Source organism: Demequina sediminis (assembly GCF_030296675.1).
GTDB lineage: Bacteria > Actinomycetota > Actinomycetes > Actinomycetales > Demequinaceae > Demequina > Demequina sediminis.
In genome coordinates, this window is sequence record NZ_AP027736.1 from 303,026 (window position 1) to 328,942 (window position 25,917).

The 25,917-nt window shown below is 71.2% G+C and carries 26 protein-coding genes and 1 tRNA gene; 19 read left to right on the forward strand and 8 right to left on the reverse strand.

Features of this window, described 5'->3' with window-relative positions; genetic code table 11:
* Nucleotide 1 precedes the first annotated feature (1 nt).
* Both mutM and QUE44_RS01600 read left to right on the forward strand, forming a co-directional pair.
* Nucleotides 2-943 carry a bifunctional DNA-formamidopyrimidine glycosylase/DNA-(apurinic or apyrimidinic site) lyase gene (gene mutM / locus QUE44_RS01595; protein WP_286215504.1) on the forward strand — a complete coding sequence of 314 codons (942 nt, stop codon included), beginning with the start codon at nt 2-4 and terminating at the stop codon, nt 941-943.
* 21 nt (nt 944-964) lie between these two features.
* A complete protein-coding gene (locus QUE44_RS01600) occupies nt 965-1,582 on the forward strand; it encodes a response regulator (protein ID WP_286215505.1) in 618 nt (205 codons plus the stop codon).
* Here QUE44_RS01600 and QUE44_RS01605 read toward each other — a convergent pair.
* From QUE44_RS01605 to QUE44_RS01625, 5 genes are read right to left on the reverse strand one after another with little or no spacing between them, the layout of a single operon-like run.
* Nucleotides 1,579-3,171, reverse strand: coding sequence for a GAF domain-containing sensor histidine kinase (locus QUE44_RS01605; RefSeq protein ID WP_286215507.1), 1,593 nt, complete (start codon nt 3,169-3,171; stop codon nt 1,579-1,581). The two genes, QUE44_RS01600 and QUE44_RS01605, sit on opposite strands and share 4 nt — an antisense overlap.
* 25 nt (nt 3,172-3,196) lie before the next feature.
* Nucleotides 3,197-4,855: a thiol reductant ABC exporter subunit CydC gene (gene cydC, locus QUE44_RS01610; protein WP_286215509.1), complete on the reverse strand. Its 1,659-nt coding sequence runs from the start codon at nt 4,853-4,855 to the stop codon at nt 3,197-3,199.
* On the reverse strand, nt 4,852-6,471 hold the full coding sequence (locus QUE44_RS01615; protein WP_286215511.1) for an ABC transporter ATP-binding protein/permease: 1,620 nt from the start codon (nt 6,469-6,471) through the stop codon (nt 4,852-4,854). The genes cydC and QUE44_RS01615 overlap by 4 nt, the downstream gene beginning before the upstream one ends.
* Entirely contained in the window at nt 6,472-7,512 is a 1,041-nt protein-coding gene (gene cydB, locus QUE44_RS01620; protein ID WP_286215513.1) for a cytochrome d ubiquinol oxidase subunit II, read from the reverse strand. It abuts the gene before it with no gap.
* An 11-nt stretch (nt 7,513-7,523) separates the two neighbouring features.
* Nucleotides 7,524-8,999 (reverse strand): cytochrome ubiquinol oxidase subunit I, encoded by a 1,476-nt coding sequence (locus QUE44_RS01625; protein WP_286215515.1) that lies wholly within the window; start codon nt 8,997-8,999, stop codon nt 7,524-7,526.
* Between the two features lie 454 nt (nt 9,000-9,453).
* Between QUE44_RS01625 and QUE44_RS01630 the strand changes: the two genes are divergently transcribed.
* From QUE44_RS01630 to QUE44_RS01695, 14 genes are all read left to right on the forward strand, one after another.
* A complete protein-coding gene (locus QUE44_RS01630) occupies nt 9,454-11,991 on the forward strand; it encodes an Rne/Rng family ribonuclease (protein ID WP_345380177.1) in 2,538 nt (845 codons plus the stop codon).
* A 167-nt stretch (nt 11,992-12,158) separates the two neighbouring features.
* Complete coding sequence (gene rplU / locus QUE44_RS01635) at nt 12,159-12,467, forward strand: 50S ribosomal protein L21 (RefSeq protein WP_286215516.1); 309 nt, start codon at nt 12,159-12,161, stop codon at nt 12,465-12,467.
* Nucleotides 12,468-12,481: 14 nt separating this feature from the next.
* The gene (rpmA, locus tag QUE44_RS01640) at nt 12,482-12,733 is read left to right on the forward strand and encodes a 50S ribosomal protein L27 (RefSeq protein ID WP_286215517.1); all 252 of its coding nucleotides are present in this window, start codon (nt 12,482-12,484) and stop codon (nt 12,731-12,733) included.
* A gap of 91 nt (nt 12,734-12,824) precedes the next feature.
* The gene (gene obgE / locus QUE44_RS01645; RefSeq protein ID WP_286215518.1) at nt 12,825-14,351 is read left to right on the forward strand and encodes a GTPase ObgE; all 1,527 of its coding nucleotides are present in this window, start codon (nt 12,825-12,827) and stop codon (nt 14,349-14,351) included.
* Between the two features lie 41 nt (nt 14,352-14,392).
* Nucleotides 14,393-15,508 (forward strand): glutamate 5-kinase, encoded by a 1,116-nt coding sequence (gene proB, locus QUE44_RS01650; RefSeq protein WP_286215519.1) that lies wholly within the window; start codon nt 14,393-14,395, stop codon nt 15,506-15,508.
* 346 nt (nt 15,509-15,854) lie between these two features.
* Complete coding sequence (locus QUE44_RS01655; protein WP_286215522.1) at nt 15,855-17,138, forward strand: glutamate-5-semialdehyde dehydrogenase; 1,284 nt, start codon at nt 15,855-15,857, stop codon at nt 17,136-17,138.
* Nucleotides 17,139-17,202: 64 nt separating this feature from the next.
* The gene (locus QUE44_RS01660; RefSeq protein ID WP_286215523.1) at nt 17,203-17,349 is read left to right on the forward strand and encodes a hypothetical protein; all 147 of its coding nucleotides are present in this window, start codon (nt 17,203-17,205) and stop codon (nt 17,347-17,349) included.
* Nucleotide 17,350: 1 nt separating this feature from the next.
* Nucleotides 17,351-17,947, forward strand: a complete 597-nt coding sequence (gene nadD, locus QUE44_RS01665) for a nicotinate-nucleotide adenylyltransferase (protein WP_286215524.1) — start codon at nt 17,351-17,353, stop codon at nt 17,945-17,947.
* Nucleotides 17,940-19,484 (forward strand): hypothetical protein, encoded by a 1,545-nt coding sequence (locus tag QUE44_RS01670; protein ID WP_286215526.1) that lies wholly within the window; start codon nt 17,940-17,942, stop codon nt 19,482-19,484. The genes nadD and QUE44_RS01670 overlap by 8 nt, the downstream gene beginning before the upstream one ends.
* Nucleotides 19,481-19,843 (forward strand): ribosome silencing factor, encoded by a 363-nt coding sequence (gene rsfS / locus QUE44_RS01675; RefSeq protein ID WP_286215527.1) that lies wholly within the window; start codon nt 19,481-19,483, stop codon nt 19,841-19,843. The genes QUE44_RS01670 and rsfS overlap by 4 nt, the downstream gene beginning before the upstream one ends.
* The gene (locus QUE44_RS01680) at nt 19,840-20,460 is read left to right on the forward strand and encodes a histidine phosphatase family protein (RefSeq protein ID WP_286215528.1); all 621 of its coding nucleotides are present in this window, start codon (nt 19,840-19,842) and stop codon (nt 20,458-20,460) included. The genes rsfS and QUE44_RS01680 overlap by 4 nt, the downstream gene beginning before the upstream one ends.
* Complete coding sequence (locus QUE44_RS01685; RefSeq protein WP_286215529.1) at nt 20,457-21,053, forward strand: histidine phosphatase family protein; 597 nt, start codon at nt 20,457-20,459, stop codon at nt 21,051-21,053. The genes QUE44_RS01680 and QUE44_RS01685 overlap by 4 nt, the downstream gene beginning before the upstream one ends.
* A 64-nt stretch (nt 21,054-21,117) precedes the next feature.
* A tRNA-Ala gene (locus QUE44_RS01690) sits at nt 21,118-21,190 on the forward strand.
* A gap of 210 nt (nt 21,191-21,400) precedes the next feature.
* Complete coding sequence (locus QUE44_RS01695; RefSeq protein ID WP_286215530.1) at nt 21,401-21,571, forward strand: hypothetical protein; 171 nt, start codon at nt 21,401-21,403, stop codon at nt 21,569-21,571.
* Between the two features lie 12 nt (nt 21,572-21,583).
* Here the strand turns inward: QUE44_RS01695 and QUE44_RS01700 are convergent, their stop codons facing one another.
* Nucleotides 21,584-22,828, reverse strand: coding sequence for an IS256 family transposase (locus QUE44_RS01700; RefSeq protein ID WP_286215531.1), 1,245 nt, complete (start codon nt 22,826-22,828; stop codon nt 21,584-21,586).
* Between the two features lie 191 nt (nt 22,829-23,019).
* On the opposite strand from QUE44_RS01700, the gene QUE44_RS01705 reads away from it, so the two are divergent.
* Both QUE44_RS01705 and QUE44_RS01710 read left to right on the forward strand, forming a co-directional pair.
* Nucleotides 23,020-23,391 (forward strand): nucleotidyltransferase domain-containing protein, encoded by a 372-nt coding sequence (locus QUE44_RS01705; protein ID WP_286215532.1) that lies wholly within the window; start codon nt 23,020-23,022, stop codon nt 23,389-23,391.
* Nucleotides 23,388-23,624 (forward strand): hypothetical protein, encoded by a 237-nt coding sequence (locus QUE44_RS01710; protein WP_286215533.1) that lies wholly within the window; start codon nt 23,388-23,390, stop codon nt 23,622-23,624. Before QUE44_RS01705 ends, QUE44_RS01710 begins: the two co-directional genes overlap by 4 nt.
* 33 nt (nt 23,625-23,657) lie before the next feature.
* Here the strand turns inward: QUE44_RS01710 and QUE44_RS01715 are convergent, their stop codons facing one another.
* Nucleotides 23,658-24,050 (reverse strand): ArsR/SmtB family transcription factor, encoded by a 393-nt coding sequence (locus tag QUE44_RS01715; RefSeq protein ID WP_286215534.1) that lies wholly within the window; start codon nt 24,048-24,050, stop codon nt 23,658-23,660.
* Nucleotides 24,051-24,130: 80 nt separating this feature from the next.
* On the opposite strand from QUE44_RS01715, the gene QUE44_RS01720 reads away from it, so the two are divergent.
* The gene (locus QUE44_RS01720) at nt 24,131-25,492 is read left to right on the forward strand and encodes an NAD(P)-binding domain-containing protein (RefSeq protein WP_286215535.1); all 1,362 of its coding nucleotides are present in this window, start codon (nt 24,131-24,133) and stop codon (nt 25,490-25,492) included.
* On the opposite strand, the gene QUE44_RS01725 is transcribed toward QUE44_RS01720, so the two are convergent.
* Nucleotides 25,489-25,842, reverse strand: a complete 354-nt coding sequence (locus QUE44_RS01725) for a GAP family protein (protein ID WP_286215536.1) — start codon at nt 25,840-25,842, stop codon at nt 25,489-25,491. The genes QUE44_RS01720 and QUE44_RS01725 overlap by 4 nt on opposite strands.
* Nucleotides 25,843-25,917: the final 75 nt, after the last annotated feature.

Genomic DNA, 25,917 nt, shown 5'->3' on the forward strand with positions numbered 1-25,917 from the left:
GGTGCCCGAACTCCCCGAGGTCGAGACGGTCCGTCGCGGCCTCTCCACGCTCGTCACCGGCGCGCGCATCGACGCCGTCGAGGTTCGCCGCGACTCGTGCGTGCGCCTGCTGCCGGGCGGCGCCGCGGAGTTCGCCGCCGAGCTCACCGGCCTGCGCCTGTCGCGGCTTGCGCGCCGCGGCAAGTTCCTGTGGGCCGAGGTCGCGCCCCGCGCGGGGGACGATGCCCCGGTCCTCGCGCTGTCGGCTCACCTGGGGATGTCGGGACAGTTTCGCGTGCACGATGCCGCGGTGGCTGGCGTGCCCGATCCGCACCCGCATTGCCGCGCGCGCCTGGGCCTGGGCGACCCCGACCTCACGCTCGACTTTCTCGACCAGCGCACGTTCGGCTACCTCCACGTCGAGCCGCTGGTGCCGACCCCCGATGGAGGCCCCGGGGGCGAGGGCACCCCGCTGCCGCTCGTGCCGGCGTCCGTCGCGCACATCGGCCGCGACGCGCTCGATCCCGCGCTCGACCTGGCCGCCGCCAGCCGCGCGCTGCGCAGGGGCACGCGAGGCATCAAGCAGGTGCTGCTCGACCAGACGGTCGTGAGCGGGATCGGGAACATCTACGCCGACGAGGCGCTGTGGCGCGCCCGCGTCCATCCCGAGCGTCCCGCGCACGCCCTCACGGCATCGTCCGCCCGCGCGCTCCTGGTGGCCACTCAGGACGTGATGCGCGACGCGCTCGACCAGGGCGGCACCAGTTTTGATGCGCTCTACGTCAACGTCAACGGCGAGTCCGGCTACTTCTCACGGGCTCTCGAGGCGTACGGCAGGGCGGGGGAGCCGTGCTCGCGGTGCGGTGCACCGCTGACCCGCGCGAGCATCGGCGGCCGGTCGACGCACTGGTGTGCGCGGTGTCAGCGCAGGTGGAGCGCGCGTCGCGCGAATCCTGGGTCCTAGGTCCGGAGTACCATTCCCGTTATGTCTGACATCACGGTGCTGGTGCTCGACGACCACGAGGTCGTGCGACGCGGAATCTGCGACATCCTCGAGCGGGCGGACGGCATCGCCGTCGTCGCCGAGGCGTCCACGGTCGCGCAGGCGGTGCGCCGCGCCGAGGCCGTGCGGCCGCAGGTGATCCTGTCCGACCTTCGCCTTCCCGACGGCACCGGACTCGACGTCATCCACCACGTGCGCGCGAAGCTGCCCGACACCCACATCGTCGTGCTCACGAGCTACGACGACGACGAGGCGAAGGCCGCGGCGCGCAACGCCGGTGCCGACCTGTTCCTCGCGAAGACCGCCGGTTCCGCCGAGGTCCTGCAGGCCGTCCGCGACGCCGCGAGCGGCCGCGAGCACGGCCAGCACATCGCCGTCCACGAGGACGACGTCGTGGCCCGCCTCACGCCCATGGAGCGCCGCGTGCTCGACCTCGTCGGCGCGGGGCTGTCGAACCGCGAGATCGCCGAGAAGCTGGGGATCGCGGAGAAGACCGTGAAGAACCACGTGACGAGCGTGCTGGCGAAGATGGGGCTTCAGCGTCGCACCCAGGTGGTCGCGTGGGCGACCGCCAGGCGCGCGCAGTCGTTCCGGGGTTAGCCCGCCGCCTCGACGTTCCACTCGGCGACCGTGCCGGGACGGTGCGCTCCCGGCCGGAAGGGCGCGAGCGTGAACGTGCCGTTGCGACGCAGCGCGCGGTTGGCGAGGTTGGACGTGCCGGAGTGGCGGCTCGTCGCGCCGGCGGGGCCGATTCCGTCGTCGGCCACCGACACCACGATGCGGCCGCCCGAGCCGCGAATCGCCATGTTGACCGCGGTCGCCTTGGAGTGACGCGCCACGTTCGACAGCATCTCGCGCACGACCGCCACGACGTCGTCGGACAGCGACGGGTCGCCCGCGATCGCGTGCGAGACCTCGGCCCAGTCGACCTGGACGCGCGGGGCGAAGCCCATCGAGTCGGTCGCCATGACAATCTCGCGGCGGATGCGCTCCGACAGCGGCTCGGACGTGCGCTGACCCGCGAGAGAGCTCATGACGCCGCGCACCTCGCGCTGCGCGCGCTTGACGTGCTCGAGCGTGCGCAGCATCCTCTCGCGCAGGTGGATGTCGACATCCTCGGCGATCGACTCGATCTGCATCGCGGTCGCGAAGAGCTCCTGGGACACGAAGTCGTGGAGGTCGTCGGCGAGCCGCTGACGGTCCTCGAGCACCGTCGTCATGTTCTTGACGTGCGCGAGCTCCGCAAGGGAGTAGGCCATGGCGGCCTGGTTCGCGAAGCGCTGAGCGATCGCGAGGTCGTCGGGAGTGAACGTCGACATGCCGCGGTCGCGCCACAGCATGAGCAGTCCCACCGTGCGGTGCTCCGCGTGCAGCGGCGCGTACAGGGTCGGGCCGAAGGCCTGCACCACGTCGAGCACGATCGTCCCAGGCGGCTCCGCCGCGATCACTCCGGTGCCGCTGCGGATCGAGGCGATCGCGCTGCCCTCCTCGGGAAGCACCAGCCCCAGGAGCTCCTGGCCCCGTGGTCCCGACGTGATCTCCATCGTCCACGAGCCGTCCACGCCCGGCAGCACGAGCGCGGCGTTGACCGCGCCCGCGAGCTCCTTGGCGGAGGACACGATGCGCTCGAAGGCCTCCTCGTCCCCCGGGTCCGCGAGCAGGGCGGTGGTGATGTCCTGCGACGCGCTGAGCCACCGCTCGCGCTCGAGCGCCTTCTCGTAGAGCTGGGCGTTGTCGATCGCGACGGAGGCCGCGGCGGCGAGCGCCTCGACCACCGCCTCGTCACGCTCGGTGAACTCGCCGTCCTTGCTCGCGAGGTAGAGGTAGCCGAACACGGTGCCGCGCACCTTCAGCGCCGTGCCGAGGAACGATCCCATGGGCGGGTGCCCCTTGGGCAGCCCGCGGAATGCGGGGTGCTGCGTGAGGTCGGCGAGCACCAGGGTGCCCTCGTCCGGGATCTTGCCGAGCACGCCCACGGCGTTGGGCGCGCGGCCGATCTTGTCCCACACGCCGGTAGCCATGCCCTTGTAGTGGAAGTCGACGCTGATGCCGTCGTTGTCGAGCACGTTGATCGCGGCGAACTTCGCCCCCGTGTGCGTGATTGACGCCTCGAGGAACATGTCGAGCGTGTGGCCCAGGTCGAGCTGGGTGTTGAGCGAGACGATCGCGTCCGTGAGCGCGTCCGACACGGGCGGCTCCCTCCGGGGTTTGGGTTCAGCCATCGAGGCTCACCACCTGGTCAGCGATGTCGAGCAGCGCGAGGTCGTGAGTGACGAGGACTACCGTACGGCCTTCCCCGCGCACCCGTGACACCAGCGCGCGCAGCGCGAGAGCGCCCGCCGCGTCGAGGTGCTCCGCGGGCTCGTCGACCAGCAGCACCGGCGCGGGGGCGAGCGCCGTGCGGGCCAGCAGCAGCCGGCGCCGCTCACCGCCCGAGACGGACCGTCCGTCCGCGCCCAGCTCCGTGTCGAGGCCGGCGGGAAGCGACCGCACCCACGGCGCGAGCCCGACGAGCTCGAGCACGTCCCACGCCTCGTCCTCCGTGACCGATCCGCGCGCGACGCGCAGGTTCTCGAGCACCGTGGTGCCGAACACGTGCGCGTCCTCCGCGGTCATGGCGATCGCGTGCCCCGTGTGCGCAGGCGTCACGACGGCTCCGCCCAGCAGCGCCGCGCCGCCTGCGGGCTCGAGCGCGCCGGCGATCGTGGTGAGCAGCGTGGTCTTGCCGATCCCGGAGCGGCCCACGATCGCGAGCACGCCTCCCGGCGGAACGGTCGCCGTCACGGGCCGGGTGGGCGTCATGCCGGGCCAGGCGGCCCGCAGGTCGCGCAGTTCCAGCGTGGCGGGGGAGGTGGAGGGGGACGATGCCGGGGTGGCGTCCGCGGTCGCCTCGCCCTCGGCAGGGGTGAGGGAGCGCAGGCGGTGCGCGGCCGTCGCGGAGCGGAAGAGCTGCATCACCGCGGTCGGCACCGCGCCCACCGCCTCGAAGGCCGCGAGGGGCAGCAGCGCGACGATCGCCGCGAGCGGGCCCTCGAGGTCGCCCGCCCGCACCGCGAGCACGCCGAGTCCCACGAGCGCCACGAGGGCGATCCCGGAGAACAGCGACTGCGCCCCGACGGCCCACGCCGCGGGCCGCGCGGCGAGCTCATGGGCGTGCTCGGCATCGGCGTCCGCGTCGCGCAAGGCCCGTGCGGCGGCGGAGGAGGTGCCCCACACGCGGTGCTCGGTCGCGCCGTCCATCGCGGACAGCGCGGCCGCGGTGACCTCGGCCCGCGCCTTAGTGCCCTCGACGGCCGCGATACGTGCGGAGCGCAGGGTCAGCACTGCGGGGACCAGCCCGGCGGCGAGCAGGCACGCCGCGAGCACGACCCCGGCGAGGGGCAGCAGCACGGCGACGATCGCGATCGAGATCGCGGACACCGTCACCGCGACGCCGAGCGGAATCAGCGCGCGTACGACCACGTCGCCCACGGCGTCGAGGTCGCCGCCCATGCGCGCGACGATGTCGCCGCGGCGCAGGCCCATGACGGTGCGCGCCCCCGAGCCTGCGAGGCGGTCGTAGACGCGTTCGCGCAGCGTCACCACGCCGCGCAGCGCGGCGTCGTGAGAGGCGAGGCGCTCGAGATAGCGGAAGAGCCCGCGCGAGACGCCGAAGGTGCGCACGATGGTCGCGGCCAGCGCGACATCGGCGGGGGAGGGCATCTGGGCGGCCTTGGCGATGAGCCACGCCGCGACCGCGGACAGGCCGACCGCCGAGCCGAGCGCGACGGTTCCCGCGAGCACCGCGCGCGTGAGCGGCCACGCGCGCAGGCCCGTGTCACGCACGGCCTCGCGCAGCGCGCGCCAGTCGACGCGCACGTCTCCCGCGCTCATGACGCGTCCTCCCCGGTGTTCGCGGGCTCGACGGTCGACGTCAGCGCCCCCGTGACCTCCACCATGGCATCCGCGGCGGCCACCACCTCGGGTTCGTGGGTCGCGACCACGACGGTGGCGCCGGAGTCGGCGAGCGAGCGGATCGCCGCGATGACCTCGGCCCGAGACTCGCGGTCGAGGTGAGACGTGGGCTCGTCGAGCAGCACGATCGCTCGACCCGAGTCGAAGGCGCGGGAGAGCGCGCGGCGCTGACGCTGCCCGAGCGACAGCGTGCGCCCCGCGGGGCCCAGATCGGGTCGCTGGGGCACCCACGCCACGTGGGCGAGCCAACCGTCCAACGCGACCGCGGCATCGTCCCTCAGGACGGGGGTGTCGCCCACGGCGACCGTGCCCTCGTCGGGCGCGAGCAGTCCCGTGAGGGCGAGGAGCGCGGTGGACTTGCCCTCGCCGTTGGGGCCGCGCAGGACGGTGATCGCGCCCGGGGCGGCGGTGAAGGACAGCGCGGCGGGCGCCAGCCGCGCCCCGTCGGGGGTCGCGACGGACAGGCCGTCGACGCGCAGCTCTCGCCCGCGGGGGTCCGGCGCCTCGCCCAGGGACGCGCGGACGTGGGTCGGGTCGGACTCGTCGAGCAGCGTGAACGCGGCGTCGGCGGCGGCGAGCCCGTCCGCCGAGGCGTGGAAGTGGGTGCCGACGTTGCGCACGGGCAGGTAGACCTCCGGGGCGAGCACCAGCACCGCCAGCGCGGTCTCGATGCCGATGTCGCCGGCGATGAGGCGGAAGCCCATGGTGACGGCGACGATCGCCACGGCGAGCGTGGTGAGCAGCTCGAGCACCATGCCGGACAGGAAAGCGATCCGCAGCGAGCCCATCGTCGCGCGGCGCTGCGCGTCGCCCAGTTCCCTCACGCGCGCCGCGGGACCGCGCTCGCGGCCGAGCGCCTTGAGCGTCGGCAGTCCCTCGATGAGGTCGAGCGTGCGCGTGCCGAGCCGCTGCATCGCCTCGAGGTGGCGCGCCGACCTCTCCTGGGTGAGCAGCCCCACGAGCACCATGAAGACCGGCACGAGCGGCAGGGTCGCGATGACGATGACGGCGGACAGCCAGTCGAGGCCGAGGACCACGACCATCATCACCGGCGTGACGGTGACGGCGAGCGCGAGCTGCGGCAGGTAGCGCACGAAGTACGGCAGCAGATCGTCGAGGCCGCGCGTGACGAGCGTCGCGATGTCGGCGGTGCGTCCGCCCGCCGCCCAGCGCGGGCCCAGCGTGGCGACGTGGGCGACCACCATCTCGCGCAGCTGCGACACGACCTGGACGCCCGCACGGTGGGCGAGCCGCTCCTGGAGCCACGTGAGGGCCGTGCGCAACGCGACGATCACGGCCAGCGCCGTCAGCCCGGTCGCGAGGGTGCGCGCGGACTCGGGGACAACTCCGCCCCACCACCGCAGCCCGTCGTCGGTGAGCGGGGTGGGGGAGAGCACGGGGGCGAGCAGGCGCGCGATGAGCAGCGCCTGGACGAGGATGAGGAGGGCCGTCAGAAAGCCCAAACCCGCCGTCACGATGATGTGACGGCGGGCCGGGCCGATCCGACGGACGAGCCGTGGATCGAGCGGACGCATCTAGGCGGAGGTCTCTGACTTCGCCGCGAAGGTGAGCTCGTTGTGCTCCGGGATGTCGTGCTCGGACAGGCGACGGCGGAAGACCCAGTAGCTCCACGCCTGGTAAGCGAGCACGATGGGCGTGAGGATCACCGCGACCCACGTCATCACCATGAGCGTGTAGTCCGTCGACGACGCGTTGTCGATCGTGAGCGAGTTCGCGACGTCGTTGGACGCGGGCATGACGTTGGGGTACATCGCGCCGAAGATCAGCACGACGGCGCCGACGATCGCGACGGCGTTCGCGGTGAACGCCCACCCGAAGCGACCCTTGAGCGTGGATCCCCAGGCCGCGACCAGCGCGACGGCGGCGAGCGCCACGGCCGCCCAGGTCCACGTGTTGCGCGAGTAGGCGAGCTGCGCCCACACGGCCCACACGCCGGCGACCACGATCGCCGCGAGCGACATGCGTCGAGCGACGGCCTCGGACCGCTCGCGGATCACCCCGCCCGTCTTGAGCGACAGGAAGATCGCGCCGTGCGAGAGGAACAGCACTAGCGTCACCACGCCGCCCAGCAGGGCAAACGGGTTGAGCAGCGTGAAGAAGTTCCCGATGAACTGGTGGTCGGCGTCGAGAGGCACGCCGCGCACGAGGTTCGCGAACGCGACGCCCCACAGGATCGACGGCACCCACGCGGAGATGATGATGACCCAGTCCCAGCGGTTGCGCCAGGACTCGTCGTTGATCTTGCCGCGGTACTCGATCGCCACGGCGCGCACGATCAGCGCGAGCAGGATGAGTAGAAGCGGCAGGTAGAAGCCCGAGAACAGGGTCGCGTACCACTCGGGGAACGCCGCGAAGGTCGCGCCGCCCGCGGTGAGGAGCCAGACCTCGTTGCCGTCCCACACGGGGCCGATCGTGTTGAGCGCGACGCGGCGGCCGCGGTTGGTCTTGCCGACGATCGGCATGAGCATGCCGACGCCGAAGTCGAAGCCCTCGAGGACCAGGTAGCCGGTCCACAGGACCGCGATGAGGATGAACCAGACGAGTGCGAGATCCATGGGGGGACTCCTTAGTACGCGAACGACAGCGGCTTGGCCGAGTCGTCGTCGGACCGGACTTGGGGCTCTTCCACCTGCGGCGCACCCTCGACCGCATAGCGCTGGATGAGACGGAACCAGAAGACGCCCAGGATGGCGTAGACCACCGTGAAGCTGATCATCGAGGTGAGCACCTCACCCGCGCTGACGGAGGTCGAGTAGCCGAACATTGTCATGAGCATGATCTGGTCGGAGCCCGTGGGGTTGGGTGCCACCACGAAGGGCTGGCGGCCCATCTCCGTGAAGATCCACCCGAAGCTGGCCGCGAGGAACGGCATGGGCAGGGACACGAGCGCGAGCGTGCGCATCCAACCGGGCATGTCCACCCGCTTCTTGCGCGTGAACCACAGGACGCCCAGCGCGAGCGCCGCGGAGAACACCGCGAGGCCGATCATGAGGCGGAAGGACCAGTACGTGACCGCGAGGTTGGGGCGGTACTCGATCTCCGTGCCGTCCTCGAGGGTCGCGCCGTAGCGCTCTGCGTAGATCTCCTGGAGCTCGTTGAGGCCCTTGACCTCGGCGTTCCAGTCGCCGGTCGCCATGAAGGACAGGAAGCCGGGAATCTCGATGAGGTGGCGCACCGAGTCCGGGTCGTCGCCCGCGAGGTTGCCGACGCTCAGCAGCGAGAACGGCGCCGGCTGGGCCGTCTCCACCAGCCCCTCGGCGGCCGCCATCTTGATGGGCTGCTGCTCGAACATGAGCTTGGCCTGGATGTCCCCGGTGATGATCACGCCGAGCCCGGCGATGATCATCACGACCGCGCCGAACCTGGCGGCGGTGCGGTACATCGGCAGGTCGGCGTGATTCTTGTCGGCGCGGTGGTGGCGCACCATCCAGTAGACGGCGATGCCGGACACGAACGTGCCCGCGACCAGGAACGCGGTCGCGATCACGTGGGGGAAGGCCACCAAGGTGGTGTTATTGGTGAGCACCGCGAAGATGTCGTTCATCTCGGCGCGGCCGGTCTCGGGGTTGAACTCGGCCCCCACCGGGTGCTGCATCCACGAGTTCGCCGCGATGATGAAGTACGCGGACAGGAACGAGCCGATCGAGAAGGCCCACACCGTCATGAGGTGGACCTTCTTGGGAAGCCGGTCCCAGCCGAAGATCCACAGCCCCAGGAACGTGGACTCCAGGAAGAACGCGAGGAGTGCCTCCATCGCGAGCGGCGCGCCGAACACGTCGCCGACGAACCGCGAGTACTCGGACCAGTTCATGCCGAACTGGAACTCCTGCACGATTCCGGTCGCGACGCCGAGCGCGAAGTTGATGAGCAGGAGCTTGCCGTAGAACTTGGTGAGGCGCAGCCACTTCTCGTTGCCGGTGCGCACCCATGCGGTCTGCATGATGGCAACCAGCAGGGACAGCCCGATTGTGAGGGGCACGAGCACGAAGTGGTAGACGGTCGTGATGCCGAACTGCCATCGCGCGAGCTCGAGAGCTTCCATGGGGTGGGGACCTCCTAGATTTCCTAGGGTGAAAACTACTTGGCCCGAGCGATTCACGCACCGGGACGTTGGTCCCGGTCGCGGTCACGAAACGGCATCGGACCTGGGGGATGGCATCGTCCCAGGTAGAGGGCCGATGCAGGGCGGGGTATGCGAGAAGTCGTGGCACGAGCGCGCCGCTTCCCGCTTTCGGGCATGCCTGTGACACAATGTCCCGTAGGTCAGGCACCCAGCCACACCGGGTGCCCACCGCGCGACAGACGCAGCAGAGACATAGCTGCCAGTCCCGCCCGATCCCGTGGGCTACGGCCCGTCAACGGAGAAAACGGGGATGGGCGCTTGAGAACGCCGCTGTCCGCCGCGACCAGCAGACTTCCGCGATCACGACCAGTGAATCGCGAACGACGATGAGGTCGGGACCGCGTGTGGGCGGTCCCGAATCGAGGTACCCGCTTTGAGCGAGGAAAACACCACCCAGGACAGCCCCGTCGCCGCGCCGATCTTCCAGGCGCCGGTTCCCACGCGTTCGCGCAGGGCCTCGGCCCCCGCCGGACCCCCGGCCGCGGTGACGCCGCCGGTGACGGCAGCGCCGCAGGCGAGCCCGTTCGCCCCGCCGCCGCCCGCCGCGGACCGCACCGCGGGTGACGAGCCGGCCGCTCCCAAGCGCAAGCGCGCCACGAGCAAGAAGAAGAAGGTTGAGGCGGACGATGCCGCGGCCGCCGAGGTCGCGCCCGAGCAGGGCGAGGACGGGGCCGACGGCTCCGCCGCGGCTCCGGCCAAGAAGCGTCCGTCGCGCCGCCGCAAGGCCGCCGTCGACACCGACGAGACCGCCGATGCCGAGGCCGCCCCCGCGCCGCAGGCCGAGGGCGACCAGGACTCCGCCGCGTCCGACGACGACGGCGACATCGACGAGGACGGCGGCCCGCGCCGCCGCCGTCGCAGGGGCGGCCGCGGTCGCGGCAAGAAGCGCCCGAGCGACGGCGAGGGCGACGGCCAGGACGAGCCCACCGAGGCATCGTCCTCGCGCGACTCCGGCTCTCAGGATGACCAGGCGGACGACTCCGCCGACTCCGACGGGGACAACGAGGGTGACTCCGGCGACGGTGACGGCGAGGGCGGTTCGCGCCGCAGGCGCCGCCGCAGCCGCGGATCGCGCTCGTCCTCCGGCGCCTCGACGTCTGGCGGCTCGAGCGGATCCGACGACCAGCTGCAGGGCTCGACCCGCCTGCAGGCCAAGCGTCAGCGCCGCCGCGACAGCCGCGACGGCCAGCGCCGCCGCCCGGTGATCTCAGAGGCCGAGTTCCTCGCCCGCCGCGAGTCCGTCAAGCGCTCGATGGTGGTGCGTGAGAAGGACGGCCGCGTGCAGATCGCGGTGCTCGAGGACGACGTCCTGGTCGAGCACTACGTGTCGCACCAGGCCCAGCAGTCGATGGCAGGCAACGTCTACCTGGGACGCGTGCAGAACGTGCTGCCCGGCATGGAGGCGGCGTTCGTCGACATCGGCCGCGGACGCAACGCGGTCCTGTACGCGGGCGAGGTCAACTGGGACGCCGCGGGGCTTGAGGGCAAGGCCAAGCGCATCGAGCTCGCGCTCAAGCCGGGCGACACGGTCATGGTGCAGGTCACCAAGGACCCGATTGGCCACAAGGGTGCGCGCGTCACGTCGCAGATCTCCCTCGCCGGCCGCTTCCTGGTCTACGTGCCCGCGGGCGGCGTGACCGGCATCAGCCGCAAGCTCCCCGACACCGAGCGCAACCGCCTCAAGAAGCTGCTGCGCGAGGTGATTCCGGCCGACGCCGGCGTGATCGTGCGCACGGCGGCCGAGGGCGCGTCCGAGGAGGAGCTGCGCGCGGACGTCGAGCGTCTCAAGCGTCAGTGGCAGACCATCCTCGACGAGTCGAAGGGCGGTTCCAAGGCCCCCAAGCTCCTGCGTGGAGAGCCCGACATGGCGATCCGCGTCGTGCGCGACATCTTCAACGAGGACTTCGACTCGCTCACCATCCAGGGCGACGACACGTGGAACTCGCTGTCGATGTACGTGGGTCAGGTCGCCCCCGACCTCATGCCGCGCCTGCACAAGTTCGTGGGGGACCGCGACGTGTTCGCGGAGTCCCGCATCGACGAGCAGCTCGCGAAGGGCATGGACCGCAAGGTGTGGCTGCCCTCGGGCGGCTCGCTCGTGATCGACCGCACCGAGGCCATGACGGTCATCGACGTCAACACCGGCAAGTTCGTGGGCAAGGGCGGCACCCTCGAAGAGACGATGACGCTCAACAACCTCGAGGCTGCCGAGGAGATCGTGCGCCAGCTGCGCCTGCGCGACATCGGCGGCATCATCGTCATCGACTTCGTCGACATGCTGCTCGAGGCCAACCGCGACCGCGTGCTGCGCCGACTCATCGAGTGCCTGGGGCGCGACCGCACCAAGCACCAGGTGGCCGAGGTCACCTCGCTTGGCCTGGTCCAGATGACCCGCAAGCGCGTGGGTCAGGGACTCGTCGAGGCGTTCTCCGAGACCTGCGAGCACTGCAAGGGTCGCGGCTTCCTGGTCCACGGCGAGCCCGTGGCCGAGGCCAGCGAGAAGCAGCCCGAGGCGCGCCGCACACGCGGCTCGCGCGGCGGACAGTCGAACCAGGGCTCCTCGTCGGGTCAGGGCGGACAGTCGGGACAGCAGAAGCAGGGCGGCCAGCAGTCGCAGCCCAAGCAGTCTGAGAAGGACCAGCACGCGCACGCCGCGGCGCAGGTCGAGACGCACGCGCTCGACGACCGTGAGGAGGCGCGTGCCGCCGTGAAGGCGACGCTCGCGTCGATCGCCGCGGCCGCCGAGAAGGCGCACCACCACGATGACGTCGTGACGGACGCGGCGGACGCCGAGACCGTGATCGAGGTGCCAGTGGTGCTGCCCGAGCCCGCCGCCGAGGCGGCCCAGGGATCGGACGATGCCGTGGTCACCGAGGACGCTCCCGCAGCGGAGGAGTCCGAGCAGCAGTAGTGCTCTAAGGGCGACGCGCCGGGTTTGACCCGGGCGGTGCCCAGCGGGTACATTTGTACGTCGGCGCGCCACGCGCTGAAGCCCTGCCTGCGCCCTCATCGGGAGCGGCTGCGGCAGGAATCTGACCCCCATCGGGGTCGACCAACGAGTTTCATGAGGAAGAGATCATGGTGTACGCGATTGTGAAGGCTGGTGGCCGCCAGGAGAAGGTCTCCGTGGGCGACATCGTCGTGGTGGACCGCCTGAAGGCGGCTGCCGGCGCGACTGTCGAGCTTGCCCCGGTGCTGCTGGTCGACGGTGACAAGGTCACCTCCGACGCCAAGGCCCTGTCCAAGGTCAAGGTGACCGCCGAGGTCGTGCGCGACGAGCGCGGCCCGAAGATCACCATCCTCAAGTTCAAGAACAAGACCGGCTACCGCAAGCGCCTGGGGCACCGTCAGGACCTGACGCGCCTCAAGGTCACCGGTATCAAGTAAGCGAGGAGACACTCATGGCACACAAGAAGGGCGCGAGCTCCTCGCGCAACGGTCGCGATTCGAACCCCCAGTACCTGGGCGTCAAGCGCTTCGGTGGTCAGGTCGTCAACGCCGGCGAGATCATCGTTCGCCAGCGCGGCACCCACTTCCACCCGGGCAACAACGTGGGCCGCGGCAAGGACGACACCCTGTTCGCCCTCGCAGCCGGCTCGGTCCAGTTCGGTCAGCGTCGCGGCCGCAAGGTCGTCGACATCGTCGAGGCGTAAGCACTCGACACCCATACGTCAGTCAGGGGCGCGCCGTGAGGCAGCGCCCCTGACGCGTCTCTAGGCTGAGACAGTCCCCACAGGAGGAACCATGGCATCGTTCGTGGACCGCGTGACGCTTCACGTCACGGCGGGCAACGGCGGCCACGGCGTCGCCTCCGTGCACCGCGAGAAGTTCAAGCCGCTCGGCGGACCCGACGGCGGCAACGGTGGTCGCGGCGGGTCCGTGATCCTCGTGGTCTCCGCCCAGGTCACCACGCTGCTCGACTACCACCACTCCCCGCACCGCACCGCGGAGAACGGCAAGCAGGGAGCAGGCGACATGCGTCACGGCGCCAACGCGCCCGACCTGCGCCTGGGCGTGCCCAACGGCACGATCGTCAAGACGCGCGACGGCGAGGTGCTCGCCGACCTCGTGGGAGAGGGCGCCGAGTACGTGATCGCCGAGGGCGGCCGCGGGGGACTGGGTAATGCCGCCCTCGCCACGGTCAAGCGCAAGGCTCCCGGCTTCGCGCTCCTGGGCGAGCCGGGCGAGGAGGCCTCGGTCATCCTCGAGCTCAAGTCGATCGCCGATGTCGCGCTCGTGGGCTTCCCGAGCGCGGGCAAGTCTTCGCTGATCGCCGCGATGAGCAAGGTCCGCCCCAAGATCGCGGACTATCCCTTCACCACGCTCGTGCCCAACCTGGGAGTCGTCGAGGCCGGCGGCACCCGCTTCACGGTCGCCGACGTTCCCGGACTCATCGAGGGCGCCTCGGAGGGCAAGGGACTGGGACACGACTTCCTGCGCCACATCGAGCGCTGCTCGGTGATCGCGCACGTGCTCGACACCGCGACCCTCGAGACGGACCGCGACCCGCTGCGCGACCTCGACATCATCTCGGGCGAGCTGCGCGCGTACTCGGGTGACGAGGCCATCAGTGGCGTGCCGCTCGCCGAGCGCCCGCAGATCGTGATCCTCAACAAGATCGACGTCCCCGACGGCCGTGACCTTGCCGCGATCGTGCGCCCCGAGCTCGAGGAGCGGGGCATGCCCATCTTCGAGGTCAGTGCCGTGAGCCACGAGGGACTCAAGGAGCTGGGGTTCGCGCTCGCCCGCATGGTCGCCGACGAGCGCGCGAAGGCGCCGGTCCTCGAGCCGGCGCCCGTCGTCATCCGCCCCAAGGCGGTCGACGACTCGGGCTTCACCGTCACACACGTGCGCGACGGCGTCGAGGACTACTACCAGGTGCGCGGCGTCAAGGTCGAGCGGTGGGTGCGCCAGACCAACTTCGCGAACGACGAGGCCGTGGGCTATCTCGCGGATCGGCTCGCGAAGGCGGGCGTCGAGAACGCTCTGTTCAAGGCAGGCGCGACCCCCGGTTGCGAGGTCGTCATCGGCCCGCGCCAGGGCGGCATCATCTTCGACTGGGAGCCCACCATGATGGCCGGCGCCGAGCTGCTGGGCCAGCGCGGTTCCGACCTCCGCATCGAGCAGCACGAGCGCCAGCACCGCGCGACGCGTGCGGAGAAGCGGCAGGAGTTCAAGGAGCGCATGGACGCGCGCGCCGCGGCCCGCGAGGAGCTGTGGACCGAGCGCGATGCCGGTCAGTGGACGGACCCGGCCGACGACGCCGAGTAGCCTTCTCCCAGATCCGTAGGGCACGTCCGAGGGGAGTCAGGGTGAGCGAGGCGCGCGCACGCGTGGCGCAGTCACGTCGAATCGTCGTCAAGGTCGGGTCCTCGTCCCTGACGCGACCCGACGGCACCCTCGACGAGGCCCGCCTGGGCGCGTTGGTCGACGTGCTCGGCCAGGCGCGACGCGACGGCCGCGAGGTGCTGCTGGTGACGTCGGGATCCATCGCCGCCGGCATCGGCCCGCTTGGCCTCGCCGCGCGTCCCACCAACCTTGAACTCCAGCAGGCCGCCGCATCGGTCGGACAGGGCAAGCTCATCCACGCCTACACCGTCGCGTTCGCGCGCTACGGCCTCACGGTGGGCCAGGTCCTGCTCACCGCCGACGATATGGTCCGGCGGGCGCACTACGGCAACGCGCGCCGTGCGCTCGACTCGCTGCTGTCGCTCGGCGTGGTGCCCATCATCAATGAGAACGACACGGTGGCGACCGACGAGATTCGCTTTGGCGACAACGACCGCCTGGCCGCGCTGGTTGCGACCGCCGTGCGCGCGGACGCCCTCGTGCTGCTCACCGACGTCGACGCGCTGTACACCGCGGCTCCCGATTCTCCGGGCGCGCGGCGCATCGCGGAGGTGCACGGCGCGCGCGACCTGCACGGCATCGACATCTCCCGGCGTGGCTCGGCGGTGGGCACGGGCGGCATGATCACCAAGATCGAGGCCGCGTCGCTCGCGACCAACTCGGGAGTGACGGCCGTGCTTGCGGCGGCGGACGATGCCGCGCGCGCCCTCGCCGGTGAGGACGTGGGCACCGTGTTCCTGCCGACGGGCAAGCCCGAGACCACCCGCTTGCAGTGGCTCGCAGACGCGGCCAAGACTCGCGGCGGAATCGTGCTCGACGACGGCGCCGTGCGGGCGCTGCGCGGACGCCAGGCGTCGCTGCTCGCGGCGGGCGTGGTTGAGATCCGTGGCGACTTCGAGGCGGGCGAGCCGGTGGACCTGGTCTCACGCGACGGTCATCTGGTGGCGCGCGGATTCGCCGGCTTCTCCTCCGAGGAGGCCGACCGCATGAAGGGCCTGAGCACCGAGGCACTGGGAGAGGTGCTGGGCGAGGCCTACGCGCGCGAACTCATCCACATCGACCACCTCGTGGTGCTCTAGCTTCATCCGCCGCCGCCCCCGGCCCCCGCCCCCGCCCCCTGCGGCTCCGCCCCTGGCCCCCGCCCCCTGCGGCTCCGCCCCTGGCCCCCGCCCCCCGCGGCTCCGCCCCTGGCCCCCGCCCCCTGCGGCTCCGCCACACGCTTTCGCGACTCCGCCACACACGCATCGGCGTGTCGGCGGCGTGTCGCGCTCGTGAAGGGTCTGAGGGGACGATGTCGGGCCTCGCTGTGTGGCGGAGCCGCAGGTGGGCGCGGTGTGGCGGAGCCGCAGGTGGGCGCGGGGTGGGGCGCGAAGGGTGCCACCTTGCCCTGGGCAGGCACCCTTGTGGCACCTAGACTCGGGTGCCATGACCGAGACCGCGATTCCCACCGACGTCGAGTCCGCCGTCCTCGAGGCCTGCCGCCGCGCCAAGCTCGCGTCGCGCGCGCTCGCGACCGCGACCACCACCACCAAGAACGACGCGCTGTACGCGATGGCGGACGCGCTCGTCGCGAACGCGGCGCGCATCGTCGAGGCCAATGCCGTCGATCTCGAGCGTGGGCGCGCGAACGACATGTCGCCCGGGCTCCTCGACCGCCTCGAGCTCACCGAGCAGCGCATCGCTGCTATCGCGGACGCGCTGCGCTACGTGGCGACGCTGCCCGACCCGGTGGGGGAGATCCGCCGCGGATCGACGTTGGCCAACGGCATTCGGCTGGTCCAGAAGGCCGTGCCGATGGGTGTGGTGGGCATGATCTATGAGGCGCGGCCGAACGTGACGGTCGATGCGGCCGGGCTCGCGCTCAAGTCGGGCAACGCGGCCGTGCTGCGCGGCGGTTCCGCGGCAGCGAGCTCGAACGAGGTGATCGTGGCGGTGCTCCAAGAGGCGCTTGAGTCGGTGGGCCTGCCCAAGGACGCGGTGCAGTCGATCGATGCGTACGGCCGGCCCGGGGCGCGCGTGCTGATGAACGCGCGTGGGCTGGTCGACGTGCTGGTCCCGCGCGGCGGACGTGACCTCATCCAGACCGTGGTGCGTGACTCGACGGTGCCCGCGATCGAGACGGGCGAGGGCAACTGCCACGTCTACCTCGATGCCTCGGCGCCGCTCGACCGCGCGATGGCGATCGTGCTGAACTCCAAGACCCACCGCGTGGGCGTGTGCAATGCGGCGGAGACGCTGCTGGTCCACCGCGACGCGGAGGACAAGATGCCGCAGATCCTCACCGCGCTTCACGAGGCGGGCGTGACGCTCCACGTCGACGACGCGATCGCCGACCTCGCCCCGCCGGCGGTCCCCACGGTCCCCGCGACCGAAGAGGACTGGGCCACGGAGTACCTGTCGATGGACCTCGCGATCAGGATGGTCGACAGCATCGACGAGGCCATCCAGCACATCGCGCGCTACTCCACCGGCCACACCGAGGCGATTGTCACCAACGACATCGACGCCGCGAACCACTTCGTCGCGCACATCGACTCCGCGGCCGTCATGGTCAACGCGTCGACGCGCTTCACGGATGGCGGCGAGTTCGGGCTGGGCGCGGAGATCGGCATCTCGACGCAGAAGCTCCACGCGCGCGGACCCATGGGCCTGGGCGAGCTCACGACGACGACGTGGGTCGCCTACGGGGACGGCCACATCCGGGGCTGAACCAGCCCGTGCATCGTTCCGCGCCCGCCTAGTGCCATAATCGCGGGAGACGAGAGGAGTCCCCATGTTCACCGAGGCCGTCGAGAACACCACGCACGTCGTCACCGAGCTTCCCATCCCCGCCCCCGCGTTCGGGCTGTTGGCCTTCACGGGGCTGATGGCTTTGCTGTTCGTGACGTTCGCGTTCCGGAGCGTCGGCACGCGTCACTGACGTGGACTCGCCCGTCGCGCGCGTAGGAGTGCTGGGGGGCACTTTTGACCCGATTCACACGGGTCACCTCGCCGTCGCGTCGGAAGTCTGCGCGGAGTTGGGTCTCGACCAGATCCTGCTCACTCCCGCCTACTCACAGCCCTTCAAGCTCGGGTACGACGCCGCGTCGCCCGAGCATCGGCTGGCGATGTGCGAACTCGTGGCAGCGGAGGACGAGCGGTTTGCGGTCTCTCCCGTTGACATCGAGCGCGGCGGCATCACCTACACGGTCGACACGCTGAGCGACCTCCGCGAGCAGCGACCCGATGCGGAGCTGTTCTTCATCACCGGCGCCGACGCCCTCGATCGCTTCGAGGAGTGGCGCGAACCGGACAGAATCGCCGAACTCGCCACACTTGTGGGAGTGACACGGCCCGGTCATTCGTTAGTTCACACGGAAAGGCCACATATCCTGGTGGAGGTCCCCGCGCTGGCGATATCCTCGACCGATGTGCGTCGCCGGGTGAGGGCCGGGAGACCAATCCGCTACCTCGTACCCCGCTGCGTGGCCGACTACATCGCTGTGAACGGGCTCTACTACGGAGGAATCGATGACTGACCAGGGCAGACCTTTGTCGCGCCGGGAGCGCCGCGAGGTCGAGGCCAGGATGGCCGCCCAGGACCAGCCGACCATCCCGATCCAGTCGGTGGTGCCGGGCCCCCTCACGAATCCCGACGGAACGGCCCTCACGCGCAAGCAGCGTCGCGAGCTCGAGCGCGCCGCGCGACCCCTCGAGACGTGGACGCCCGAGGAGGAGATGATCGCGACGGGGCAGATCCCCGCGATGACTCCCGACGTGTTGGCCGCGCAGGAGATGGTCGAGCGTCGCCGCGTTGACGAGCCCGTGGTTGAGGCGGAGCCCGAGCCGGTCGTTGAGCAGGAGCCGGTGGTCGAGTTTGAGCCCGAGCCTGAGCCCGAGCCTGAGCCTGTCGTTGAGGTCGCGCCGGAGCCCGAGCCCGTCGTTGAGGTCGCGCCGGAGCCAGAGCCCGAGCCGGAGCCCGCGTCGGCGATCGACGGCATCCCCGAGGAGTACCGCCACCTGTTCCCGCCGGGCTCGCTCCAGGCACGGCGCCTGCAGGAGCGCCTCGAGCGTGGCGAGACCATTACGCCCCCGGGTGGCATGCCCGCCGCGGGCGGGGACGAGCCCGAGCCCGAGGTTGAGGACCCGGCCGCGGAGATCCGTCGCCTGACCGCCGAGGCGATGGCTGGTATCACCCGCACGCAGCAGGTCCAGCGCATCACCGAGCCCATCGCCGAGCCGGAGCCCGCACCCGTCGCTGAGCCCTCGGTCGACGAGCGTCCGCAGCCCTCCGACGAGGCCACCCAGGTGCTCGACCCCGCGGAGGTGTACGCGCGCGCCGAGGCGGAGAGCGCTCCCCGCGAGGAGCCGCAGGCGCCGGAGCGTCCGTCGCTGTTCGGCGCGGTCGAGCGACCCTCCTTGTTCGCGGTCACGCCGCCGCCCGCGCCGGCTCCCGAGCCCGCACCCGCGCCGGCTCCCGAGCCCGCACCCGCGCCGGCTCCCGAGCCCGCGCCCGAGCCCTTCCTCGCGCCCGCACCGGCCCCCGCCCCCGTGAGCGACTCGCCGTGGTCGGCGCCCTCGCCCGAATCCGCGCCGTCGCCGGAGTCCGTCGCGACCCCGGCATCGTCCCCCAGCCCGGCCAGCGCCCCCTCGCCGACCACCCCCGCGGGTGGTGCGGGCATCGTCCCCGCGGGGCTGCGTCCCGCCGCGACGGCCCAGGCCACGGCTCCGTCGGTGTGGGACGCGCATCCGCTCACGCAGGCGCAGCCGCGCGAGGTGGCGGACTACACGCCGTCGCAGGACATCCCCATCCCCGACTTCACCAAGATCATGCACGGGTACGCGTCCACGAGCTCGTCGGCGGGCACCGCGCCCGCCGGGCACGTGGGAGACGGCCCCAGTCCCACCGACGTCCCGTTCCCGCCCACCGGCGGAATCGACATCACCCGCCGGCCCGTCAGCACCGAGATCGAGGAGGGGGCGCACCACTTCGCGTGGGCCCACCTGGCCGTGATCGGCGCGGTCGCGTTCCTGCTGGGCGTCCTGGTGTGGCATCTCACAGGGAATGCTGGATGACCGCCACTGATCGCGCGCTCGAACTCGTGCGCGCCGCGGCCAAGGCCGCCGACGACAAGAAGGCAGAGGGAATCGTCGCGCTCGACGTGTCCGCTCACTTGCCGCTCGCCGATGCGTTTGTCATCGCATCGGCGTCGAACGAGCGCCAGGTTGCCGCGATCGCCGAGGGGATCGAGGACGCGCTGCGCGAGATCGGCTCCGACGCCTTGCGCCGCGAGGGCGTGCGCGAGGGGCGGTGGGCGCTGCTGGACTTCAACGACATCATCGTCCACGTCATGCATGACGAGGAGCGCGCGTACTACGAGCTCGAGCGGCTGTGGAAGGACTGCCCGGTCATCGAGCTTGACCTGCCGCAGTGACCCGCCTGTACGTGGTCCGTCACGGTCAGACGGACTGGAACCTCGCGGGCCGGCTCCAGGGATCGTCGGACATCGAGCTCAACGACACGGGCCGCGCGCAGGCACGCGCCGCTGCCGCGTCGCTGTGGCCGGAGCTCTCGGGCACACCCGTGATCGTGTCCTCGACGCTGGGCCGCGCGATCGAGACCGCGCGGATCATCGCGCGCGGCGGTGAGTGCGAGCTGCACCAGGATGCGCGGCTGGGGGAGCGACGGTACGGGCCGTGGGAGGGGCTGCTCGCCCACGAGCGTGCCGAGCAGTATCCCGACGCCGATGCCGCGTGGCGCGCCGGCTTCGAACCCGACTTCGACGGCTACGAGTCGCACGCTACCGTCGCGGCGCGCACCACCGCCGCCGCACACGAGTGGACGTCGCGCGTGTCTGGTGACGTGGTCTTCGTGGCGCACGGGTCCTCGGGGCGCATGCTGCTGCTGTCCCTGCTGGGCCTGCCGCTCACGGGTCGCACGCTGGGCCACTTCGAGAACGCCGCCTGGTCGCGCCTGGTGCCCTCGCCCGCGGGCGGGTGGTCGCTCGAGCGCCACAACGTGGGCGCCCCGGCCGTGGCGGTGTCCTGGTGACGGTCCTGGTATTGCTGCGTCACGGGCGCACGGCGTACAACGCCGAGGGACGCCTGCAAGGCTCGCTCGACGTGCCGCTCGGCGCGCCCGGGCGCGAGCAGGCCGCTGCGGCGGCGCGTGCGCTGTTCGAGGAGTACGGCATTCCGGACAGGATTGTGACCTCGCCCCTCGCGCGTGCGGCGGACACGGCGGCGGAGCTGTCCGCGGTGACGGGGGTCCCCGCACTGGCCGATGCCCGGCTCGCGCAGCGCTCCTACGGCGAGTGGGAGGGGCTCACGTGGGACGAGATCAAGATGAGGTGGCCACTCGAGTACGAGCGCAGGCACCGTGGCCTGGATCCCCGCATCGAGGGGTGGGGGACCGCTGCGGAGGTGTCCGCGCGGGTGGCCGAGGGGCTGCTCGAGGCGTGTAGCGGGGCGAAGGTGGTGGTGGCGGTCAGTCACGGCTCGGCGATCATGCTGGGGTCGCTCGCGCTGCTGGGGCTGGACCTGCACTCCACCGCGCTGGGCAAACTCCCGCACGCGCATTGGAACGTTCTGGTGTCCTCTCCCGGCCACTGGTCGCTTGCGCGCTACGGCCTCGGGGCGGATTAACACCCGGCGGAGTTCTTGGGCTATTCTGGTCACCGCTCTTCGGAGCGCAGGACCTCCGGGTCTTGGGGCTGTGGCGCAGCTGGTAGCGCACCTGCATGGCATGCAGGGGGTCAGGGGTTCGAGTCCCCTCAGCTCCACGAAGTGTTGAGACAGCACTTGGCCGCTCCTCCAGGCATAACTCACCTGGGGAGCGGCCGTTCTCGTTTCTGGGCGACATCGTGTCAACGTTGCTGTCAACATGTCGTCGATCCTGGCCGCGCTGATGGCCATTCGCCATCTGTGCCCGCGCCGCGGTGAGTGCCGCCTATCCCTTGTATGTCGGAATAACAAGAGTTAACCTCGGTTATATGAGAACTCAGGCGCCTGTGCTCGCTCCGGTCTTTCGTTCGGAGGGTCAGGCGAGGCTGCTGTCTGCCGTGCTGCTTGGGTCCGAGGAGATCAGCATCGCCGACGCTGCCGTGCGATCAGGGGTCGCGTATCCGACGGCGTATGCGGTCAAGTCCCGTGGAGTGGTGTAGCGGTTTCCTTCGTCAGGCGGTGAGCGCGTAGGGCTCGGTCACCTCCTCGATGCCGGTGTTGGGCACGGGGGTGAGGCGGCAGCGGGCGAGGATCTCGAGTCCGAGGTAGCGCCGTCCCTCGGCCCATTCGTCGGTCTGCTCGGCCAGGACCGCGCCGACGAGGCGGATGATGGCGTCGCGGTTGGGGAAGATCCCGACCGCGTCGGTGCGACGCCGGATCTCCTTGTTCAGCCGTTCGGCGGGGTTGTTGGACCAGATCTGGGTCCACACGTCCTTGGGGAATGTGGTGAACGCGAGGAGGTCGTCGCGGGCGGCTTCCAGGTGGTCGGCGACGGCGGGCAGCTTGTCGCTCGTGTAGTCCAGGAGGCGGTCGAACTGGGCATGCACGGATGCTGCGTCGGGCTGGTCGTACACGGAGTGCAGCATGGACTTCACGACCGGCCACAGGGCCTTCGGGGTGACGGCCATGAGGTTCGCCGCGTAGTGGGTGCGGCAGCGCTGCCATACCGCTCCTGGCAGGTTCGCCGCGATGGCCTCCACGAGGCCGGCGTGGGCGTCGGACGTGACGAGGCGGACGCCGGCCAGGCCGCGGGCGACGAGGTCGGCGAGGAAGGTGTTCCAGGCGGACTTCGTTTCGCTGGTGGCGACCTGGAGTCCGAGGACTTCGCGGTGGCCGTCGCCGTTGACGCCCGTGGCGACCAGGCACACGGCGTTGATGACGCGGCCGCCCTCGCGGACCTTCATCGTCAGCGCGTCCGCGGCGACGAACGTGAACGGGCCAGCCTCGTCCAGTGGGCGGTGTCTGAAGGCGGCGACGGCTTCGTCGAGGTCGGCGGCCATGCGCGACACCTGGGACTTGGACAGCCCGTCGATGCCGAGGGTCTTCACCAGCTTGTCCATCCGTCGGGTGGACACGCCGGCGAGGTAGCAGTCGGCGATGACGGTGATCAGCGCCGACTCGGCGCGCTTGCGGCGCTCGAGGAGCCACTCCGGGAAGTACGTGCCCGAGCGCAGCTTCGGCACGGCGACGTCGATCGTGCCAGCGCGGGTGTCGAGGGGCCGGTGGCGGTAGCCGTTGCGCTGCGCGACGCGGTCAGCAGACGGCTGGCCCCATTCGGCTCCGCAGACGGCGTCCGCGTCGGCGCTGAGCAGCGCGTTGATCATGGTCTGCAGCAGCGAGCGCATCATGTCCGGCGATGCGTCGGAGAGGAGATTGCCCAGCACGCGGGCAGGGTCGACAATATGGGGTGCGGTCATCGCGGTGATCCATTCGAGAGAACTTTGCAAGGGTGAACTCGAAGGCCCCGCGGTGGCCGCTTCCTCTGTCTACGAGGAGCCTTGCCACCGCCGGGCGCTACACCACTCTAAGGGGCACTACTGCGTATGCGGAGGCCCAGCGGTTGCTTCAGGCGGGGATCTTCCGCGAGCGTCGCGCGGGGCGGACGCGAATGCTCTCTGCGAACCTCGACAGCCCCCTGGTCGAGCCTCTGCGCGCCATTCTCCTGATCGCGACGGGTCCTCGCCCGTTGTTGTCGGAGGAGCTTGCGAAGATCGATGGCGTGAGCAAGGCCTTCATCTATGGTTCGTTCGCGGCCCGGTCAGTGGGACGGGATGGTCCCGCGCCGCACGATATCGATCTCATGGTGGTGGGCAGGCCCGAGGTCGAGGCGGTCTATGCCGCGTGCGCGCGCGTCGAGCGTGCGGTCGGCAGGCCGGTCAATCCCACGATCATGAGCGAGGCCGAGTACGCCGAGCCGTCGGGCTTTCTGCAGAGCGTCCGCGAGGGTCCGGTCCTTGCTGTTGTCGGGGACGCGCCGTGACGCTCGCCCCGCTCTCCCGATCTCAGAGAGCCGCGATCGATGGGTTCATCGCCGTGGTCATTGATGCACCGCCGGGCGCTGCTGCCGCGGCCGAGTTCTTCGAGCAGGCCCGCCGTGCGCGCAACGGTCAGAACTATCGCGCTGCCGCAGTGGGAGCTGAGCAGGCCGAGGCGGTTGTGCGCATGGCCGTGGCGCTGAGGACGGCCGCTGCGGACCGAGGTGTAGGCCAGTAACAGGCTCTACTGCGGCGGCTTGCCTGCGAGCCCTCAGCCCAGCAGTGCCCGCGCGGCATCGCCCACGGCGCCGTCGACCGCGCGGAAGTAGGCCCACCGGCCACGCTGCTCGCGCGTCACCAGTCCGGCCTCGGCCAGCTGCTTCATGTGGTGGGAGACCGTGGGCTGCGAGAGTCCCACGGGCTCGGTCAGGTCGCACACGCAGAGCTCGCCCGCGGGGCTTGCCGCGATCATCGACAGCAGGCGCACGCGTGTGGGGTCGCCCAGCGCCTTGAAGACGCGCGCGACGCGCTCCGCCTCGACCGCGTCGAGTCCGCAGTCCAGTCCGGTGCCGCACGCGGGCGCGGCGGAAGCCGACTTCGGGGCCGCGGCGGCGCCCGCGCCAGACCCCGCGGACACGACCGGCAACATCGCGTGCTGCGACATATTGACATCCTTCGATGAATCGAGCATTCTCAACACATTGATGGTAGTCGATGGATGGAGTGAGTGAGATGGTCAGCGCGATGGAACACCCGGTCGTCGTCGTGGGCGCGGGTCCGCAGGGTCTCGCCGCCGCCGCCCACCTGCTCGAGCGTGGCCTGGAGCCGCTCGTGCTCGAGAAGGGCGAAGGGCCCGCCGCAGCGGTCGCGGAGTGGGCCCATGTGCGCCTGTTCTCCGCGTGGCCCGAGCTGGTCGACACGGCCGCCGCCCGCCTGCTGGCCCCCACGGGCTGGGTCGCCCCGGCATCGGGCTACCCCACGGGAGGCGAATGGATGAGCGAGTATCTCGCCCCGCTCGCGGCGGCGCTGGGCGAGCGGGTTCGCTACGGCGCCCGCGTCACCGGAGTCGCCCGCAAGGGGCGCGACCTGGTGGTCGACGCCGGCCGAGCCGAACAGCCCTTCGTGGTGCACGTCGCGCTCGCGGACGGAACCGAGCAGCGGATCGAGGCGCGCGCCGTGATCGACGCCTCGGGCACCTGGGGCACGCCCAGCCCCGCGGGTGCCGACGGCCTTCCCGCGCTGGGCGAGGCCGCCGCCGTCGAGGCCAATCTCGTGACGCACCGCATCCCCGATATCGACGCCGCGACCGCGGCGGACCGGCACACCGTCGTGGTGGGCAACGGCCACTCGGCGCTCACGGCCATCGTCGCCCTCGCGGGCATCGCGGAGGCCCACCCCGAGACCACGGTGACGTGGGTGCTTCGCCGCGGGGGCATCGGCGACACGTTTGGCGGAGGAGACGCGGACGCGCTCCCCGCGCGCGGCGCGCTCGGGCTGCGCGCCAAGGCCGCGGTCGACGCCGGGCGCATCCGTGTCGTCACGGGCTTCCGCACCGCCGCGATAGAGACCACGCCCGCGGGAGCGGTCGTGACCGCCGAGGACGGTCGCGCTCTCGACCCCGCCGACCACGTCATCGTCCTCACCGGATTCCGCCCGGACCTGTCGATCCTCTCGGAGCTGCGCCTCGATCTCGACCCGCGCCTCCAGGCGCCGTCGCGGATCGCGGCGGAGGTGGATCCCAACCTGCACTCGTGCGGCACGGTGCGCGCGACCGGGGCGGCCGACCTCGCGCAGCCCGAGCCCGACCTCTACATCGTGGGGGCAAAGTCCTACGGGCGCGCGCCCACCTTCTTGGCGCTCACCGGCTACGAGCAGGTCCGCAGCGTGGTGGCGGCGATCGCGGGCGACAGCGCGGCGGCCGCCAGGATCGAGCTCACGCTGCCGGAGACCGGCGTGTGCGGGGGAGCGGGCCTCTTCGACGGCGACGAGTCGGGCGCGGGAGGCTGCTGCGCCCCCGCGGGTCCTGTGCCGGTCGGAGTGCCCGCGGGTGCGCGCCCGCAGTTCATCCAGTTGGGCGCCACTCCGGCGGCCGCGCAGTCCTGCTAGATCCCGGAAATCCCCGAGTACAGCACCAGCGCGCCGATCACGGCTGTCACCGCGGCCAGGAGCGTCGCGGTGTGGGCATCGAGCCAGCGCCGCAGCGACTCGAGGACCGGCGTGGCTCGCCGCCCACCGACGGTGGCGGCGACCACGGGGGCGAGCACGGTCGACGAGGCGACGAGCGCGGTGGTGGCGAGTTCGGCCGCGAACGTGGGGGCCGTGGTGCCCAGCCACCACGCCCCGGCAAACGTGAAGCCTGCAGCGCGGCCGCGCGGTCCGAGCAGCACCAGGACCGCGGGCAGGATCGCGAAGGGAGACAGCGCGATGCCGAGCGCGAGCGGAAGGCTGGCGGTCATGCGCTCTCCGTAGTGGGCGCGGTCGGAGCGCGCCCGCTGCCTTCTTAAAGTGTTATAGTTCATCTATAACAACTG

Bases quoted from the DNA above. Each gene is read 5' to 3' on its own strand.
- rsfS (WP_286215527.1), top strand. From the start codon at position 19,481: ATGACCGCCACTGATCGCGCGCTCGAACTCGTGCGCGCCGCGGCCAAG.
- QUE44_RS01725 (WP_286215536.1), bottom strand. From the start codon at position 25,842: ATGACCGCCAGCCTTCCGCTCGCGCTCGGCATCGCGCTGTCTCCCTTC.
- QUE44_RS01625 (WP_286215515.1), bottom strand. From the start codon at position 8,999: ATGGAAGCTCTCGAGCTCGCGCGATGGCAGTTCGGCATCACGACCGTC.
- QUE44_RS01600 (WP_286215505.1), top strand. From the start codon at position 965: ATGTCTGACATCACGGTGCTGGTGCTCGACGACCACGAGGTCGTGCGA.
- obgE (WP_286215518.1), top strand. From the start codon at position 12,825: ATGGCATCGTTCGTGGACCGCGTGACGCTTCACGTCACGGCGGGCAAC.
- rplU (WP_286215516.1), top strand. From the start codon at position 12,159: ATGGTGTACGCGATTGTGAAGGCTGGTGGCCGCCAGGAGAAGGTCTCC.
- cydC (WP_286215509.1), bottom strand. From the start codon at position 4,855: ATGAGCGCGGGAGACGTGCGCGTCGACTGGCGCGCGCTGCGCGAGGCC.
- rpmA (WP_286215517.1), top strand. From the start codon at position 12,482: ATGGCACACAAGAAGGGCGCGAGCTCCTCGCGCAACGGTCGCGATTCG.
- QUE44_RS01700 (WP_286215531.1), bottom strand. From the start codon at position 22,828: ATGACCGCACCCCATATTGTCGACCCTGCCCGCGTGCTGGGCAATCTC.
- QUE44_RS01705 (WP_286215532.1), top strand. From the start codon at position 23,020: ATGCTCTCTGCGAACCTCGACAGCCCCCTGGTCGAGCCTCTGCGCGCC.
- QUE44_RS01715 (WP_286215534.1), bottom strand. From the start codon at position 24,050: ATGTCGCAGCACGCGATGTTGCCGGTCGTGTCCGCGGGGTCTGGCGCG.
- QUE44_RS01720 (WP_286215535.1), top strand. From the start codon at position 24,131: ATGGAACACCCGGTCGTCGTCGTGGGCGCGGGTCCGCAGGGTCTCGCC.
- QUE44_RS01655 (WP_286215522.1), top strand. From the start codon at position 15,855: ATGACCGAGACCGCGATTCCCACCGACGTCGAGTCCGCCGTCCTCGAG.
- QUE44_RS01695 (WP_286215530.1), top strand. From the start codon at position 21,401: ATGAGAACTCAGGCGCCTGTGCTCGCTCCGGTCTTTCGTTCGGAGGGT.
- QUE44_RS01670 (WP_286215526.1), top strand. From the start codon at position 17,940: ATGACTGACCAGGGCAGACCTTTGTCGCGCCGGGAGCGCCGCGAGGTC.
- QUE44_RS01660 (WP_286215523.1), top strand. From the start codon at position 17,203: ATGTTCACCGAGGCCGTCGAGAACACCACGCACGTCGTCACCGAGCTT.
- cydB (WP_286215513.1), bottom strand. From the start codon at position 7,512: ATGGATCTCGCACTCGTCTGGTTCATCCTCATCGCGGTCCTGTGGACC.
- QUE44_RS01615 (WP_286215511.1), bottom strand. From the start codon at position 6,471: ATGCGTCCGCTCGATCCACGGCTCGTCCGTCGGATCGGCCCGGCCCGC.